This window comes from Aeromonas sp. 604176, from assembly GCF_049170755.1.
Taxonomy (GTDB): domain Bacteria; phylum Pseudomonadota; class Gammaproteobacteria; order Enterobacterales; family Aeromonadaceae; genus Aeromonas; species Aeromonas veronii_A.
This window is the reverse complement of sequence record NZ_JAAKNE010000041.1, coordinates 16,855-32,572: the sequence shown is the minus strand read 5'-3', so window position 1 is coordinate 32,572 and position 15,718 is coordinate 16,855. Positions and strand designations below refer to the sequence as shown.

At 61.6% G+C, this 15,718-nt stretch carries 15 protein-coding genes and 2 pseudogenes; 13 read left to right on the top strand and 4 right to left on the bottom strand.

Translation table 11 applies throughout. The features are described from left to right. A pseudogene (gene zntB / locus G5358_RS09725) lies at window positions 1-266 on the bottom strand (zinc transporter ZntB); the annotation flags it as partial. A 140-nt stretch (window positions 267-406) separates the two neighbouring features. Between zntB and G5358_RS09720 the strand changes: the two are divergent. Both G5358_RS09720 and G5358_RS09715 read left to right on the top strand, forming a co-directional pair. After that, window positions 407-856: a YaiI/YqxD family protein gene (locus G5358_RS09720; RefSeq protein ID WP_005335916.1), complete on the top strand. Its 450-nt coding sequence runs from the start codon at window positions 407-409 to the stop codon at window positions 854-856. A gap of 125 nt (window positions 857-981) precedes the next feature. After that, the gene (locus tag G5358_RS09715) at window positions 982-1,482 is read left to right on the top strand and encodes a metal-dependent hydrolase (RefSeq protein ID WP_421324013.1); all 501 of its coding nucleotides are present in this window, start codon (window positions 982-984) and stop codon (window positions 1,480-1,482) included. Between the two features lie 64 nt (window positions 1,483-1,546). Here G5358_RS09715 and G5358_RS09710 read toward each other — a convergent pair whose 3' ends face one another. Continuing rightward, window positions 1,547-2,752 (bottom strand): NupC/NupG family nucleoside CNT transporter, encoded by a 1,206-nt coding sequence (locus G5358_RS09710; RefSeq protein WP_005363118.1) that lies wholly within the window; start codon window positions 2,750-2,752, stop codon window positions 1,547-1,549. A gap of 544 nt (window positions 2,753-3,296) precedes the next feature. On the opposite strand from G5358_RS09710, the gene dbpA reads away from it, so the two are divergent. The 3 genes and pseudogenes from dbpA to G5358_RS09695 form a co-directional block, all read left to right on the top strand. Then, window positions 3,297-4,676: an ATP-dependent RNA helicase DbpA gene (gene dbpA / locus G5358_RS09705; RefSeq protein WP_421324012.1), complete on the top strand. Its 1,380-nt coding sequence runs from the start codon at window positions 3,297-3,299 to the stop codon at window positions 4,674-4,676. A gap of 89 nt (window positions 4,677-4,765) precedes the next feature. After that, window positions 4,766-5,056, top strand: a complete 291-nt coding sequence (locus G5358_RS09700) for a YkgJ family cysteine cluster protein (protein WP_005341481.1) — start codon at window positions 4,766-4,768, stop codon at window positions 5,054-5,056. Between the two features lie 52 nt (window positions 5,057-5,108). Beyond that, window positions 5,109-5,201, top strand: a pseudogene (locus G5358_RS09695) (YkgJ family cysteine cluster protein); the annotation flags it as partial. 27 nt (window positions 5,202-5,228) lie between these two features. Here the strand turns inward: G5358_RS09695 and G5358_RS09690 are convergent. Next, complete coding sequence (locus tag G5358_RS09690; RefSeq protein ID WP_216952827.1) at window positions 5,229-5,636, bottom strand: hypothetical protein; 408 nt, start codon at window positions 5,634-5,636, stop codon at window positions 5,229-5,231. Between the two features lie 268 nt (window positions 5,637-5,904). Between G5358_RS09690 and G5358_RS09685 the strand changes: the two genes are divergently transcribed. After that, window positions 5,905-7,299 carry a PepSY-associated TM helix domain-containing protein gene (locus G5358_RS09685; protein WP_421324011.1) on the top strand — a complete coding sequence of 465 codons (1,395 nt, stop codon included), beginning with the start codon at window positions 5,905-5,907 and terminating at the stop codon, window positions 7,297-7,299. 75 nt (window positions 7,300-7,374) lie between these two features. Here G5358_RS09685 and G5358_RS09680 read toward each other — a convergent pair whose 3' ends face one another. After that, window positions 7,375-8,280, bottom strand: a complete 906-nt coding sequence (locus tag G5358_RS09680) for a 1,4-dihydroxy-2-naphthoate polyprenyltransferase (RefSeq protein WP_216952825.1) — start codon at window positions 8,278-8,280, stop codon at window positions 7,375-7,377. 208 nt (window positions 8,281-8,488) lie between these two features. On the opposite strand from G5358_RS09680, the gene G5358_RS09675 reads away from it, so the two are divergent. From G5358_RS09675 to menE, 7 genes are read left to right on the top strand one after another with little or no spacing between them, the layout of a single operon-like run. After that, window positions 8,489-9,811, top strand: coding sequence for an isochorismate synthase (locus G5358_RS09675; protein ID WP_337073190.1), 1,323 nt, complete (start codon window positions 8,489-8,491; stop codon window positions 9,809-9,811). Window positions 9,812-9,843: 32 nt separating this feature from the next. Beyond that, the gene (menD, locus tag G5358_RS09670) at window positions 9,844-11,601 is read left to right on the top strand and encodes a 2-succinyl-5-enolpyruvyl-6-hydroxy-3-cyclohexene-1-carboxylic-acid synthase (protein ID WP_421324010.1); all 1,758 of its coding nucleotides are present in this window, start codon (window positions 9,844-9,846) and stop codon (window positions 11,599-11,601) included. After that, the gene (menH, locus tag G5358_RS09665) at window positions 11,561-12,358 is read left to right on the top strand and encodes a 2-succinyl-6-hydroxy-2,4-cyclohexadiene-1-carboxylate synthase (protein ID WP_421324009.1); all 798 of its coding nucleotides are present in this window, start codon (window positions 11,561-11,563) and stop codon (window positions 12,356-12,358) included. The genes menD and menH overlap by 41 nt, the downstream gene beginning before the upstream one ends. Then, on the top strand, window positions 12,351-12,476 hold the full coding sequence (locus G5358_RS09660; RefSeq protein WP_259265626.1) for a hypothetical protein: 126 nt from the start codon (window positions 12,351-12,353) through the stop codon (window positions 12,474-12,476). The genes menH and G5358_RS09660 overlap by 8 nt, the downstream gene beginning before the upstream one ends. Further along, window positions 12,469-13,329 carry a 1,4-dihydroxy-2-naphthoyl-CoA synthase gene (menB, locus tag G5358_RS09655; protein WP_042081860.1) on the top strand — a complete coding sequence of 287 codons (861 nt, stop codon included), beginning with the start codon at window positions 12,469-12,471 and terminating at the stop codon, window positions 13,327-13,329. The genes G5358_RS09660 and menB overlap by 8 nt, the downstream gene beginning before the upstream one ends. Then, window positions 13,329-14,258 carry an o-succinylbenzoate synthase gene (gene menC, locus G5358_RS09650; protein WP_216950106.1) on the top strand — a complete coding sequence of 310 codons (930 nt, stop codon included), beginning with the start codon at window positions 13,329-13,331 and terminating at the stop codon, window positions 14,256-14,258. The genes menB and menC overlap by 1 nt, the downstream gene beginning before the upstream one ends. Beyond that, window positions 14,251-15,678 carry an o-succinylbenzoate--CoA ligase gene (gene menE / locus G5358_RS09645; protein ID WP_216952821.1) on the top strand — a complete coding sequence of 476 codons (1,428 nt, stop codon included), beginning with the start codon at window positions 14,251-14,253 and terminating at the stop codon, window positions 15,676-15,678. Before menC ends, menE begins: the two co-directional genes overlap by 8 nt. Window positions 15,679-15,718: the final 40 nt, after the last annotated feature.

The window sequence follows — 15,718 nt, the reverse complement described above, 5'->3', positions numbered from 1 at the left end:
TGGTTGATGCCGCGCAGGATCAGCAGCACCGTCTCCCCCATCCGCACCAGCTTGGGACGATTGCTCTGGCCGAGCAGCGACTCCCTGGCCGCCTCGCTGAGCAAGGGGGTCTGCAACAGCCAGCGCGCCGAATCGGGATTGCCGTAATCCAGATGCAGCCAGCCGGGATGCGCCGCCGGGACTTCGCTTCCCGCCGTCAGCGGCGCCATGCCACCCTTGCCATCCAGGGTCAGGGCATAAATCACTTCACCGGGCACCCGATCCATCTCGTCTCCTTCTCGTTTCATGTGCTGGCCCCAGCTTACACCAAAGGCGGGGCCGACTCAGCCCCGTGCCTGTAAGGGGAGGCTTGTGTTAACATGCCCGCTCTCGTTTTCTATCCGCTTTCACTACAGGAAACCATGCCATGCCCATCTGGGTTGATGCCGATGCCTGTCCCATTCCGGTCAAGGAGATCCTCTACCGCGCCGCCCACCGCGCCCAGGTCGTCACCACCCTGGTGGCCAATCAGGGATTGCGGGTGCCTCCCTCGCCTTTCATCAAAACCCAGCAGGTGGAGAAGGGATTCGATGTGGCAGATCATGTCATCGCTCAGCAGGTTCAGCCCGGCGATCTGGTGATCACCGGTGACATCCCCCTCGCCTCCTGGGTGATCGATGCCGGCGGCGAGGCGCTCAATCCTCGCGGCGAGATCTACACCCGCGAGACCATCAAGGCGCGGCTCGGCATGCGCAACTTTATGGAAGAGCTGCGCTCGGCTGGCGTGCAGACCGGCGGCCCGGCCCCCTTCAATGCCGCTGACAAGCAGCGTTTTGCCAATGCCCTCGACAAGTGGCTGGTCAAAGGCAAGCTGTAAAGAGACCCTAAAGGCGCCCAATATGGGCGCTTTTTCGCCGTAACATCCTGATTTTTAAAATAAGAGCTGACCACAACCGTCAGGCTGGTAAGATGCGCCGCCATCTTGTCCACGCCGTAATCATCATGACCGCCCAAGGGCACCTGCTCTTCTCCGTTACCTGCACCCTGATCGCCCACAAACTGCAGCTCACTCCGGTGCTGGCCGATGCCAGCCTGTGGCAGACAATCCCTGCCGCGCTGGCCAGCGCCCTGTTGCCCGACCTCGACCACCCCAAATCGGTGCTGGGGCAGCGCCTGCCGTGGATCTCGAAACCTCTGTCGCGGCTGTTCGGCCATCGCGGCTTCACCCACAGTCTGCTGGCGGTCGCCGCCGCTGTCTGGGGGCTGAACCAGAGCCTGCCGCCGGACACCCTGCCCATGGGGGTCAAGGATGCCCTTATCGTCGGCTACTTGAGTCATCTGCTGGGGGACTGGCTCACCCCGGCGGGCATTCCGCTCTTCTGGCCCATCAAACGCCGTTACCGCCTGCCGGGCTGGCCGCTGCGCAGTGGCGGCGCAATCGAAACCGGCTTTTGCACCCTAACCCTGCTGGTTGCCGGCTGGTGGTGCGGCTGGCAGCTGTAAGCCAGAAACAAAAAAGCCCCTGACGAGGTCAGGGGCCCAAGCAGTGGTGCGAACCACTAGAGGATCAGATCATGATGCCTGCGATAACAGCAGAGAGCAGGCTGACCAGGGTAGAACCGTAGACCAGCTTCAGACCGAAGCGGGAAACCATGTTTCCCTTCTCTTCGTTCAGCGCTTTTACCGCACCGGCGATGATGCCGATGGAGCTGAAGTTGGCGAAGGAGACCATGAAGATGGAGAGGATGCCGACGGTGCGCGGAGAGAGCTCGGCAGCCACCTTGCCCAGATCCATCATCGCCACGAACTCGTTGGTCACCAGCTTGGTCGCCATGATGGAGCCCGCTTGCAGCGCTTCACCACTCGGGATACCCAGGATCCAGGCGATCGGGTAGAAGAGGTAACCCATGACGAACTGGAAGTTCACGCCAAATGCCATCTCGAACAGGTAGTTGATCAGGGCGATCAGGGCGATAAAGCCCACCAGCATGGCACCCACGATAACGGCAACGGTGAAACCGGCCATGATGTACTCACCCAGCATCTCGAAGAAGTTCTCTTTCTTCGGGGTGTGGTGCTCGTCACCTTCGGCAATGGCCTTGATGTCGGTCACGGAGTTATCCGGCTCGTAGGGGTTGATCAGCGACAGCACCACGAAGGTACTGAACATGTTGAGCACCAGCGCGGCAACCACATAGCGCGGCTCGATCAGCTGCATGTAGGCACCGACGATGGACATGGAGACGGTAGACATGGCCGTCGCAGCCAGGGTGTACATCTGCTTCTCGTTCAGGTGCGGCAGGATGTTCTTGAGGGCGATGAAGTTCTCGGACTGGCCGACGATCATCGAGCTGATGGCGTTGAAAGACTCCAGCTTGCCCATGCCGTTGATCTTGGCCAGCACGGTACCGATACCGCGGATCACCAGCGGCAGCAGGCGGATGTACTGCAGAATACCGATCAGCACGGAGATGAAGACGATGGGCATCAGCACCATCAGGAAGAAGGAGAAGGCCCCTTCGTTGACCAGACCACCGAACACGAAGTCGGTACCCTGTTTGGCAAACTCCATCAACTTGGTGAAGCCGGCGGCAAAGCCCCCCACCACCGCCAGACCCACTTCCGAGTTCAGCATGAACCAGGCCAGCGCCAGTTCGACCACCAGCAGTTGGCCGATATAACGCAGCTTGATCTGTTTCCAGTTGTGGCGGTTAGCCAGCAGAGAGAGAGCGAGGACCATCACCAGTCCGAGCACAAAGTGAACGTATTCCATACCTGTAGCACCTGAGTAAATTGTAATTTTTGACCGGCGCCATCATAGACATTTGCACATTTAAAAATCAGATAGCCATCACAATCCCGCGCAATATTATGGAGGCAGGATAATACAAACGTTTTTAAATTAATTACGCAACAACCTGATATTAATCGCACAACTTTGACGACGACAAATTCATTAAAAAACATGATATTACATAATTAAAATGGCATTTTCATGGCCCTCCAAAATATCTTGATATCATTTTCGCAACATTGTGTTTAATGCCACACTCGCCAATAGAATATTTTTCAACCATTATATTTAAACAACAGAAATGGCAAACGTTTATCCGCAATAAATAATTACATGCATGTTTGAATAATTACCCCGATATCCTTTCACATATTGCTCACAACCAATCTGGCAACAAATACCCCCATAATGTGCCCCCCATGGCCAGCCGTTCAAAAATCCGCCACATCCGGTGCCACATTCTGGTATGATGCGCGGCCTTAGCGCTCGCGCATCCCCGTTTTCTCCGAAATAGAGTCCTTTTGTGAACAACAGCGAATTTAGCAGCCTCAATCTCTCCCCCGCCCTGCAAGAGAACCTCACCAGCCTGGGTTACCTGCAGATGACCCCGATCCAGGCCCAGAGCCTGCCCCTGGTGCTCGATGGCAAAGACCTGATCGCCAAGGCAAAAACCGGCAGCGGCAAGACCGCCGCCTTCGGCCTCGGCCTGCTGGCCAAGCTCAACATCAACCGCCTCGAAGTGCAGGCGCTGGTACTCTGCCCGACCCGCGAACTGGCGGATCAGGTGGCCACCGAGATCCGCCGTCTGGCGCGCGCCCTGCCCAACGTCAAGCTGGTGACCCTGTGCGGCGGCACCCCAACCGCACCGCAGTCAGCCACCCTGAGCTTTGGTGCCCACATCGCCGTCGGCACCCCGGGTCGCATTCTCAAGCATCTGGAGCAAGGCACGCTGGAGCTATCCGGCCTCAAGACGCTGGTGCTGGATGAAGCGGATCGCATGCTGGACATGGGCTTTGGCGAAGATATCAACCGGGTCATCAGCTATGCCCCCCAGCAGCGCCAGACCCTGCTCTTCTCCGCCACCTATCCGGAAGGGATCGCCCAGATGAGCCGCGGCGTGCAGCGCAATCCGGTCGAGGTGAGCGTGGAATCCCTGCACGAGGGGAGCGCCATCGAACAGAAGCTCTACGAAGTGCCTGCCGGTCAGCGCCTCGACGCCCTCACCTGGCTGCTGAGTCACTACCAGCCCAGCTCCTGCGTGGTGTTCTGCAACACCAAGCGCGCCTGTAACGACGTGGCCGACCATCTGGCCGCCAAGGGCTTCTCGGCGCTGGCGCTGAATGGCGATCTGGAACAGCGCGAGCGGGATCAGGTGCTGGTGCGTTTTGCCAACGGCAGCGCCACCATTCTGGTGGCCACCGATGTGGCGGCCCGCGGCCTCGACATCAAGGAGCTGGGCGCCGTCATCAACTACGAGCTGACCTATGATCCGGAAGTGCACGTGCACCGCATCGGCCGTACCGGTCGTGCCGGCCAGCAGGGTCTGGCCCTGAGTCTCTATCAGCCGAACGAGGCCCAGCGCGTCAACTTTATCGAAGAGTACCAGCAAGCTCCGATGCCGCTGGGTGATCTCGACAGCATCGGCCGCGACATCAAGCCGATCGCCCCGCAGATGGTGACCCTCTCCATCGATGCAGGCCGCAAGACCAAGGTGCGGGCCGGTGACATTCTGGGTGCCCTGACCGGTGAAGGCGGCATTGCCGGCGCCGACGTGGGCAAGATCCAGATCTCCGAGCAGTACTCCTACGTCGCGGTGAAGCGCAGCGTGGCGAGCGCCGCCCTCAAGCGGTTGCAGGAAGGCAAGATCAAGGGGCGCAGCTACCGCGCCCGCAAACTGGGCTAAGGTTCTTTGCAAGTCGTTAGCCAGACCACAGGCGCCTGACAGGCGCCTGTTTCATATCTCCGATGCCGCCATGCGGCAAGACAGGCACCATGACCCAAGCAATCCAAACCGATGTGAGCTGCCAAAACTGCGAAGCCTGCTGCTGCCGCCTCGAAGTGATGCTCTTTACCGATACCGGCGTGCCGGACCGTTATGTACTGGAACGGGATGGCGAGATACCGGTCATGCGCCGGCTGGACGATGGCTGGTGTGCGGCCCTCGACCGCAACACCATGATGTGCCGTATCTACGAGGTGCGGCCGCTGATCTGCCGTGAATTCGAAATGGGTGAGCCCGACTGCGTTGACGAACGGGACAAGTGGTTTATCAAGCTGGATTGACCAGGATCCTCGAATGCACTCACCACGATGATGTGCCCCATCCATGTACGAGTACGAGGTGCGGCCGTTGATCTGCCGCGAATTCGAAATGGGTGAACCCGACTGCGTTGACGAACGGGACAAGTGGTTTATCAAGCTGGAGTGAAACCCGTCCAAACGGTGAGCGAGGTGGTCAAGCGTGCGCAGGTTCACAGGGAGCGGTGTTGAGCTGCTCTCCCAGCCACTGGATGGCCGCTGCCTCTTGCTCGAAGTAACGTACCGCCCGAAAGGGTAATCCCTTGAAGATGTTATCCGCCAGATAGCGCTTGAAGCCCCCTACGAAGACCACCGCCAGAAACTGACAGCCACTCTCGGCACACCAGCCAAACTGGCGACGAAAACGGGCCAACACCTCTGGCCCGGCCGCTTCAAACTCGGTCGCGACCTCGACAATCCCCCAGGGGCCATCCATCAGACCGGCCAGTTCGTGACGAAAACGCGCCTCATAGGCCATGGCACCAGCCAGATTGAAAGGGCCACTCGGGCGGCAGATCAGCATCTGACCCCTGCGCTCCATGTCAAATTGCCCATGTGGCTGCATGACTGCTCCCATTCCGTTACCACCACCATCACCTGCAAATTGTTACCACAAGGTAATAATTTATAAGGAAAAGTCCAGCAGCAAACAGGCTTTCCCCAAAGCGTGGTCATTCTATCCAGCAAACCGTCGGCACCTCATGTTACCCACATCCCGCACTGAATCGATATCAAGATGTGCGATTGCAGTTAACGAAACGTTACTGCTATTATCCGCGCCGCCACAAACATTCCACCAGCCGAAAGGTTTGGCACCTCAACAAGGATGTGCAATGAAAAACAGGGACTCGAGTCATTACCAACGGATCTGGCGCTGGCACTTCTACGCCGGTCTCTTTGTCGCCCCTTTCCTGATCCTGCTGTCACTGACCGGGATCGTCTATCTGTTCAAACCCCAGCTCGACAACCTGATGTACCCCGAGCTGATGAAGGTCGCCCCCGCCAGCCAGACCCTGAGTGCCGACCAGCTGCTGGCCAAGGCGATGATGACCATGCCCGATGCCAGCCTGCGTAAATACCTGCCGCCTGCCGCACCCGACCAGAGCGCCCAGTTCATCGTCAATCAGGGGGATCGCGAGCTGACCCTGTTTATGGACCCCGCCAGCGGCGCCCTGCTCGGCACCATGGACAACAAGTGGAATCTGCAAGCGGTAGCCCGCGCCCTGCACGCCGACCTGCTGCTCGGCACCACCGGAGATCGGCTGATCGAACTGGCTGCAGGCTGGGGGCTGGTACTGCTGCTGAGCGGCCTCTACCTCTGGTGGCCACGCAAGGGGCCCGGGGTGGGCGGCATCCTCTGGCCCAGAGTGAGCCAGCGCGGACGCCTCTGGTGGCGGGATCTGCACGCTGTGGTCGGCTTCTGGGGAGCCGGTTTCCTGCTGCTATTGCTGTTGAGCGGCATGACCTGGACCGGTTTCTGGGGCGATCAGTTCGCCGCGGTCTGGAACCGCTTCCCGGCCGCCATGTGGAATGAGGTGCCCAAATCGGCACCGCTGGCCCGCAGCCTGAATCAGGCCCACGAGCAGACCGTTCCCTGGGCGGTGGAGAACACCCCTATGCCCAGCTCGCAGCCGGTCGATGAGGAGCACGATCACGGTGCCATGAACCACGGCGAGCACGAGGGAATGGTGATGGCCAGCCAGCGGATCCCGCTGCAACAGGTGGTGGATATCGCCACAGCCCGGAAGGTGAGTCCGGGGTACAGCATCACCCCGCCGATCGGCACCACCGGTGTCTATACCATCGCAATCTTTGCCGATGATCCGCGCAACGACACTACCCTGCATATCGATCAATACAGTGGCAAGGTGCTGGCCGATGTGCGCTGGCAGGATTACGGCCCGGTCGCCAAAACGGTGGAGAGCGGCGTCATGCTGCACATGGGCAAGCTCTACGGCTGGCCCCATCAGCTCGCCATGCTGCTTATCTGCCTGATGGTGCTGGCCAGCGCCGTGAGTGGTCTGTGGATCTGGTGGTGCCGCCGTCCGCAGGGCCGTCTCGCCGCGCCGCCACTGCCCGCCAAATTGCCGCCGATGCGCGGTGCCATCACCCTGCTGATCCTGCTGGGGATCGCCTTCCCGCTGGTGGGCGCCTCCATGGTTGCCATCTGGCTGCTGGATACTCTGCTATTCTCCCGCCACACGCTCAAAATGGTGCGCGCCAGCTAAACCGGCCAAAACCAAAAAGGGCTCCCATCTCGGGAGCCCTTTTTATTGTTCGCCTTGGCGAGCTGCGACCAGCTGTCAGGAGAGCGCCAACCCGATGGAGAACAGCAGGCTGAACAGAAAGGCGCTGATGGCGGTCTTCTTGAGGGAACCGGTCAGCACCTCGCCATCGTAGCTTTCGCGCAAGGTGCGGGCCGCATCGCTGAGAGGCTTCATGGCGGGCAAGAAGATCCACGGCCAGAAACTGGCGGGCTGGATCAGGATAAAGGCGATGGTTGCCAGCAGCGCCGCCCCCAGCAGTACCCAGTGATAAGCGATGGCGCGGTTACGGCCAAGGCGCACTGCCAGGGTGATCTTGCCGCTGGCGGCGTCGGTCTCGATATCACGCACATTGTTGATATTGAGCACGGCGGTGGCCAGTAGGCCACAGGCGGTGGCAGGCAGCAACAGATCCCACTCCAGCGTCTTGGTGAAGAGGTAGTAGGAGCCGAGCACCCCAAGCAGACCGAAGAAGAGGAACACCGAGATATCGCCAAACCCGCGATAGCCGTAAGGGGTCTTGCCGACCGTGTAGGTCACCGCCGCGACAATGGCCGCGCCACCCAGCACCACAAATGCCAAAATCTGCAGCCACTGGCCGCCGAAGGCACAGCCCAGCAGCAGCAGGCCACTGGCCACCGCCGCTAGCGCAGTCAGCCCCATCGCCACGCACATCTGCTTTTTGGTGATAAGACCGGAGACCACCGCCCGCTGCGGGCCGATCCGCTCACCGTTGTCGGCGCCGGAAACCGCATCGCCGTAATCGTTGGCCAGATTGGAGAGGATCTGCAGCAGGATGGCGGTCAGCAGCGAGAGCGCCATGATGGTGCCATCGAAGGCGCCACGACTGGCAGCCAGCCCCGAGCCCAGCAGGATGGAAGAACAGGCGAGCGGCAATGTTCGCAAACGCGCCGCCAGCAACCAAACAGAGAAGGTATTTGTCATTTTGTGATGGCCAAACAATCGGATATTGATCGTGTTAAGGGTTATCGAACCGGATTTGGGTATACTTGGCCCCGGAGAGTGAAGCTCCCGCGGGCGATTTACATGGACGAATGGGCAGATAATATATAGGAAATCATCGCCCTTTGGCATAAACCTACGGCATCCAGCTACCGGATCGCTCGTTACTACCCGGCTCAGAAAAGAATCCATGTTGGCTCAGACCCATATCAAGCAACAACTGGACGCCCTGCGTCACAGCAACGTCAGCGGCTTCGTACGGTTGCGAGTGGCGATCGAAATCCGCTCCTTTCTGGGCTGGCTCGCGGCGCAAACCCTCTATCCCCGCATCTACTGGCAGGCCCGTGGAGAGGCTCGTCCCGAGTATGTCGCGCTGGGCGCCATCCATGAACTGACCGAGCCGCACGCCATCAAGCAGGTGTGCACTAACACAGCCAACCAGCATCATGACGACAGCCCCCGCTACTATGGCGGACTGGCGTTTGATCCGGCTCAATCCGGCTGGCAAGGGTTTGGCCCCTGCCGTTTCGTGCTACCCCGCATCGAGCTGGTGCGCCGTGGCGAGTGCGTCAGTCTCTGCCTCAACCTATGGCTGAATGAAAACAATCTCGAGGCCGAACTGCAGGCGGCCGAAGCCGCCCTCGATGCCCTGCGCCCGGAAGCCCCGCTGCCCGCCCTGCAAAAGCAGCCCTGGCAGCGACAGGATTGCCCCGGCCCCGCCCAGTGGCAGACGCTGGTGGAGCGCGTCACCGCCCCCGATTTTCAGGCCCACACCCCCAAGGTGGTGCTGTCGCGGGAGAGCGTGCTGACCAGTCCGAACCATGATGCGGATATCAATCCCTGGGCCATGCTCGACCAGTGGGCCCGCCACGCCCAGGACTGCTTCCACTTCGGTTTTCAATTCTCCCCCGAGCAGGCCTTTATCGCCTGCTCCCCCGAGCGGCTCTACCGCCGGGAAGATCGCCACCTTTTTACCGAGGCGCTGGCGGGCACCATCCGCCGCTCCGGCGATGAAGAGGTGGATGCCCAACTGGCTGCCGAGCTGCTGGCCGACAGCAAGAACCGGCTGGAGAACCGGCTGGTACATGCCGACATCCTCAGCCGTCTGGCGCCACTGACCCACGATGCCACCCTGACCGAGCCGCGCATTCTGAAACTGCGGCTGCTGCAACACCTCAAGTGCGATATCGAAGCCGAGCTCAAGCCCGGGGTCTGCGACTGGCAGTTGCTCGACGCCCTCCACCCGACGCCGGCGGTGGGCGGCGCCCCGCGCGAGGCAGCGCTCGCCTTTATCCGCGAGTTCGAGCCCTACGATCGGGGCTGGTACGCCGGTGCCTGCGGCATGCTGAGCCGGGAGACCTCGGAGTTCTCGGTCGCCATTCGCAGCGCCCGCATTCAGCCGGGCAGCGTCACCCTGTTTGCCGGTGCCGGCATTGTCGCCGGTTCCGAGCCTGTCGCAGAGTGGGCCGAACTCGACAACAAGATCGCCAATGTGCTCTCCCTGCTGGGATAGTCATTCACCCTTTTCACGCTACGAGAGCCCCTATGCCCACCCGTAAAGAGCCTGCCAGCGAAGAGTTTGCCTGCCCCCCGTTTTCGAGCCAGCACGCCACCTTCAATCACGTCTGGTCCTCCCTCTTGCTGGAGGAGCTCTTTCGCCTCGGGGTGCGCGACATCGCGCTGGCCCCCGGCTCCCGCTCCGCGCCGCTGACCATGGCGGCGGCCGCCCATCAGGGCTTTCGCCGTCACCTGCACTTTGATGAGCGAGGTCTCGGCTTTATGGCGCTGGGGCTGGCCAAGGGAAGCAACCGGCCGGTGGCGGTGATCATGACGTCAGGTACTGCGGTAGCCAACCTCTGGCCTGCCGTGGCGGAGGCCCAGCTCACCGGCGTGCCGCTGATTATTCTCTCCGCCGATCGCCCTCACGAGCTTATCGACAACGGCGCCAATCAGGCGATCGACCAGCAGGGGATCTTCGGCCGCTACCCCGTCTATCAACAGAACCTGCCGAGCCCCACCCCGACCATTCCGGCCGCCTTCGTGTTGAGCTCGGTGGACCAAGCCTTGGCCAAACAGGCGCTCACCCCCGGAGTGGTGCACTTCAACTGCATGTACCCCGAGCCCCTCTACCCGGGCGAGCACTATCAGGATTTCTCCGACTATCTGGCCCCCCTCGGTGACTGGCTCGGCTCGCACAAGCCCTGGAGCCCGTGGCAACAGAGCGAACCGACCTGCCCTCCTCAGGCGGAGTGGGAAACCTTTCGGCAACAGCGCGGCATCGTTGTGGCTGGTCGCATTATCGACCCGAAGCAGGCACAGACCGCAGCCGCACTGGCGGAGCAACTCGGCTGGCCGCTGCTGGCAGACCTGCAGAGCCAGATCCGCTTCGATAGCCGCAACCTCATCCACATGGATATGGCGCTCAACGACCCTGAATTCGTCGCCGAACTGGGCCGCGCCGAGGTGCTGCTGCAATTTGGCGCACGGCTTGTCTCCAAGCGGCTCGGCCAGTTCATCAAACACCATTCATGGCAGGATTACTGGCTGGTGGATCCGCAACCGGCGCGGCTCGATCCCGATTACCGGCTGCGCAACCGGCTGCTCTGCAGCGCCAGCGCCTTTGCTGCGGCCCATCCGGTCACCACACAAGCCCCTTGGCACACATTGGCCGAGCTGCAACACAACGCCAGCCAGCAGATCGCCGCCGCCTGCGAACACTTCTCCGAGCTCGGAGTCTGCCATCGCCTCAATTCCCTTATCGAAGGACAGCTGTTTGTCGGCAACAGCATGCCAGCCCGACTGATGGATATGCTCGGCGAAACGGGCAAGGGGCCGAGCCGGGTGATGACCAACCGTGGCGCCTCCGGCATCGATGGCCTGATCGCCACCGCCTACGGGTTTGCCCAATCGCTCGAGCCGGACAGCGATGAGCCCACCACCCTGTTGCTTGGGGATCTCAGCGCCCTGCACGATCTCAATAGCCTCGCCCTGCTCAGCAAGGCGAGTCGACCGCTGGTGGTGATCCTGCTCAACAACGATGGCGGCAGCATCTTTCGTATGTTGCCGGTGCCCACCGAAGGGGAGCTGCTGGAGAGCTACTACCGGCTGCCCCACGGTCTCAGCTTTGAACATGCCGCCGCCATGTTTGGTCTCGCCTATCGGGCGCCGACCACCCTGCTCGAGTTCGAACAGGATTACCGCGCCGCCCTCCAACATGGCGTTACCTTGATCGAGGTCCGGGTACCGAGCGAGCAGGTGGCCGATGATCTCAAGACGCTGGGGGCCGCCATCCGTGGCAAATAAAGATGCCAATGTGCCGCTGGTGCTGCTGCACGGCCTGCTGGGGGATAGCGGCGACTGGCAACCGGTGATTGACCGGCTGCCCGCCATCCGATGCATCGCCCTCGATCTGCCGGGTCATGGTCAGCATAGCGATCTCAACGTCAGCGACTTTGAGCAGAGCCACCAGTGGCTGATCACCGAGCTGGCCAGCCGCAACATTGAACGCTATCTGCTGGCGGGTTACTCGCTTGGTGGGCGACTGGCCCTCTATCACGCCAGCCGCGAGCCCACCGGGCTGCGGGGGCTGCTGCTGGAGAACTGCCACCCGGGGTTACCGGCCTGTGAACGGGCCGCCCGCATCCAGCACGATGAACAGTGGGCGCGGCGCTTTGAGCAGGAGCCCCTGGCTGACGTGCTGGCAGACTGGTACCGGCAAGGGGTGTTTGCCGATCTTGACGATGCGGCCCGGGCCAGCCAGATCACCCGCCGCCTTGGCAACGACGGTCAGGGCATCGCCACCATGCTGCGCGCCACCTCGCTCGGCAAGCAGCCGGATCTCGCCCCCTGGCTCATGGCGAGCCAGCTGCCGGTTACTTATGTGAGTGGTAAGCGGGATCACAAATTCCATCAGCTGGCTTGCCAGCTGGCGAACCAAAATCGCAGAATCAACCACTTGGTGCTGGATGGCGGCCATAATCTGCACGCCCATCAGCCTGATAACTTTGCCCGACTCCTCGCGGAGTGGGTCAACCAACAAGAAGAGACGAGTCATGATTGAAGCAATGACGGAAGCTGAACTGTATGCACCTGTTCAACATGCCGGGATTGCTCAACTCAGTGGTCAACTCGGTGCTCAACTGCACTCTCCCAGATCAGAAGGAAAAAAACATGATTGAAGCAATGACGGAAGCGGAACTGTACGCTCCGGTTGAGTGGCAGGATTGCTCCGCCGGTTACGAGGACATCCTCTATCACAAGTCCAACGATGGCATTGCCAAGATCACCATCAACCGTCCCCAGGTGCGCAACGCCTTCCGCCCCCGCACCGTCAAAGAGATGCTGCAGGCGCTGGCCGATGCCCGTTATGACGATCAGATAGGCACCATCATCCTGACCGGTTTTGGCGAGAAAGCCTTCTGCGCCGGTGGCGACCAGAAGATCCGTGGCGACTACGGTGGATACCGTGATGACGAGGGGACTCACCACCTCAACGTGCTCGACTTCCAGCGCGACATCCGCACCTGCCCGAAACCTGTGGTGGCCATGGTGGCCGGTTACGCGGTCGGTGGTGGCCACGTGCTGCACATGATGTGTGACCTGACCATCGCCGCCGACAACGCCCAGTTTGGCCAGACCGGCCCGAAAGTGGGCTCCTTCGATGGTGGTTGGGGTGCTTCCTACATGGCTCGCATCGTCGGCCAGAAGAAGGCCCGCGAAATCTGGTTCCTCTGCCGCATGTACGATGCCCAGCAAGCCCTCGACATGGGTCTGGTCAACACCGTTGTGCCGCTGGCGGATCTGGAACGTGAAACCGTGCGCTGGTGCCGCGAAATGCTGCAAAACAGCCCGATGGCGCTGCGTTGCCTGAAAGCGGCCCTCAACGCTGACTGTGATGGTCAGGCGGGCTTGCAGGAGCTGGCGGGCAATGCCACCATGCTGTTCTACATGACCGAAGAGGGTCAGGAAGGCCGCAACGCCTTCAACGAAAAGCGTCGCCCCGACTTCTCCAAATACAAGCGGAACCCCTGATGACACTCGCCCTGTATCGCTATCAACTGCCTTTTACCCAGCCCCTGACCTTTCACGGCAAGGTGGAGGTGGCGCGAGAGGGGCTGTTGGTGCGCATCAACGACGGCTGGGGGGAAATCGCCCCCCTGCCCGGCTTCTCGAAAGAGAGCCTGCAACAGGCAGAGGCAGAAGCCCTTGCCGCGCTGGCGGCCCTGGCCGCCGGCGACACCCCGAACCCCGTGCTGCCGTCGGTGCAATTTGGCCTCGACTGCGCGCGCCGGACATGGCCCGAGCAGCGCAACCCGCTGCCGGAGCCCTATCCCCTCATTCAAGGCTCCCCCCAGGAGCTGCTGCGCAACTGGAAAGAGTGGCTGCACCGCACACCCGGCAAGGCCAAGCTGAAGGTGGCACGCTACCCGATGCGTGACGAGCTGGCGCTGATCCGCCTGCTGTGCGACCGCCTCCCCTCCCTCAAGCTGGTGCTGGATGCCAACCAGGGCTGGACTCGCGAGGAGGCGTGGACCTTCTGCGGCCACCTCGACCCGAATCGCATCGAGTATCTGGAAGACCCCTGCGCCGACTTTGCCGACATCGCCTTTGTCGCCAACCGCACCGGCATGCCGGTGGCGCTGGATGAGCTGCTGGCGCAGGGCAAGCCGTGGGAGCCGATCCCGCAACTGCGCGCGCTGGTGCTCAAGCCCACCCTGCTCGGTTCGCTGGCCAACTGCGAAGCGCTGATCGCCCGCGCCCGCGAACTGCGGCTCAAGGTGATCATCTCCTCCTGTTTCGAATCGGATCTGGGCCTGAACCAGCTCTTTCATCTGGCAGGCGAGTGGGCACCGGAACAGGCGCCGGGGCTGGATACCCGCCGCTGGATGGCAGGCAATCTGCTGGGGGAAGATGGCAAACCGGACCTGAGCCGACTGGAGCAACTGTATTACCGTGATTGACCCCTCCCGTTCACCCGAACAGACACCTTGCCCGGTACGCCACCGGGCAATCACAGCCCCGAACCGCATTGCAATCCACGCCGCCTCGCCCCTCAGTTACCGCCAGCTCGATGCCCGCCTCAACAGCCTGTGCCAACAGCTGGAACAGGCCGGAGTGCGTCGTGGCGATCATCTGGCAGCGGTGGTGCGCGGTGCGCTGGAAGATGTGCTGCTGGCATGGGCCTGCGTGCGCAGCGGCGTGGTGTTCTGCCCGCTCAACCCCGCCTTTCCTCTCGAAAAACAGCACGAGCTGGCGGTACAACTCGATGCCGATGCCTTCTGGTCGGCAGGGGAGAGCCCGGCAGGCAACTGGCAGCCCCTGCAGCTCGACTTCACGCGCGAACTGCCAGCAAGCGAGGAAACATGGCCGCTGGCATCGACCCAGCTCAACAACATGATCCTCACCTCGGGCTCCAGCGGCAAGCCAAAAGCGGTAGTGCACCGGCTCTGCAACCACCTGGCCTCGGCACGCGGCTCTGCCAGCCTCATTCCCCTCGATGAGGATTGCGGCTGGCTGCTCTCCCTGCCGCTGTTCCATGTCGGCGGCTATGCCATCCTGTTTCGGGTCTTTCTGGCGGGCGCCACGTTGGTGCTGGACGATCGCAGTCAGCCGCTCAAGGCGCGGCTTGAACAGCAGCCCATTACCCATCTCTCGCTGGTGCCGACCCAGCTCTGGCGCCTGCTGGCAGAGGGTTTTGATCCCGCCCGTACCCGCCTGCGCGAATTGCTGCTCGGTGGCGCCGCCATCCCGCAACCGCTGGTGAGCCGCCTCTGCGCCATGGGGCTCGAACCCAAGGTGAGTTATGGTCTCTCCGAGATGGGCAGTCAGGTCTGCACCGCTATCCCCGGCGATGCAGGCGTAGTTGGCAAACCGCTACCGGGGCGGGAGGTGTGCATCCGGGAGCAGGAGATCTGCGTGCGCGGCGCCACCCTGTTTGCCGGTTACTACCGAGATGGCGAGCTGGAACTGCCGCTCGATGACGAAGGCTGGTTTCATACCCGCGACAAGGGGAGGTTCACTGCGGCAGGGGAACTGCTGGTAGAGGGACGGCTCGATAACCTCTTTATCTCGGGTGGCGAAAACATCCAGCCCGAGACCATAGAGCAGCGACTGGTGGATCACCCCGCTGTCGCCCAGGCGCTGGTGGTGCCGGTGCCGAGCGACGAGTGGGGCCAACGCCCCGCCGCCTTTATCGACTGGCACGGTGAGCCGGTTCCCGACTCCGAACTGGCAGCCTGGATCCGCAGCACCCTGCCCGGCTTTATGGTGCCCGACCACTGGCTCCCCTGGCCCGATCTTGGCGGCAATCTCAAGCCCTCTCGCCAACTGCTGGGCAAGGTAGCCCGACAACAGACCACTCGGGCACGACAAGCTGAATGAGATCGGACTCACAATTTCCCGATCTTCTTTGAAAACAAAA

Coding starts and splice junctions, on each gene's coding strand:
- G5358_RS09675 (WP_337073190.1), top strand. CDS start 8,489: ATGTTGGCTCAGACCCATATCAAGCAACAACTGGACGCCCTGCGTCAC.
- G5358_RS09720 (WP_005335916.1), top strand. CDS start 407: ATGCCCATCTGGGTTGATGCCGATGCCTGTCCCATTCCGGTCAAGGAG.
- menD (WP_421324010.1), top strand. CDS start 9,844: ATGCCCACCCGTAAAGAGCCTGCCAGCGAAGAGTTTGCCTGCCCCCCG.
- G5358_RS09690 (WP_216952827.1), bottom strand. CDS start 5,636: ATGCAGCCACATGGGCAATTTGACATGGAGCGCAGGGGTCAGATGCTG.
- G5358_RS09685 (WP_421324011.1), top strand. CDS start 5,905: ATGAAAAACAGGGACTCGAGTCATTACCAACGGATCTGGCGCTGGCAC.
- menC (WP_216950106.1), top strand. CDS start 13,329: ATGACACTCGCCCTGTATCGCTATCAACTGCCTTTTACCCAGCCCCTG.
- G5358_RS09660 (WP_259265626.1), top strand. CDS start 12,351: ATGATTGAAGCAATGACGGAAGCTGAACTGTATGCACCTGTTCAACAT.
- menB (WP_042081860.1), top strand. CDS start 12,469: ATGATTGAAGCAATGACGGAAGCGGAACTGTACGCTCCGGTTGAGTGG.
- G5358_RS09700 (WP_005341481.1), top strand. CDS start 4,766: ATGACCCAAGCAATCCAAACCGATGTGAGCTGCCAAAACTGCGAAGCC.
- menH (WP_421324009.1), top strand. CDS start 11,561: ATGATCTCAAGACGCTGGGGGCCGCCATCCGTGGCAAATAAAGATGCC.
- G5358_RS09715 (WP_421324013.1), top strand. CDS start 982: ATGACCGCCCAAGGGCACCTGCTCTTCTCCGTTACCTGCACCCTGATC.
- G5358_RS09680 (WP_216952825.1), bottom strand. CDS start 8,280: ATGACAAATACCTTCTCTGTTTGGTTGCTGGCGGCGCGTTTGCGAACA.
- G5358_RS09710 (WP_005363118.1), bottom strand. CDS start 2,752: ATGGAATACGTTCACTTTGTGCTCGGACTGGTGATGGTCCTCGCTCTC.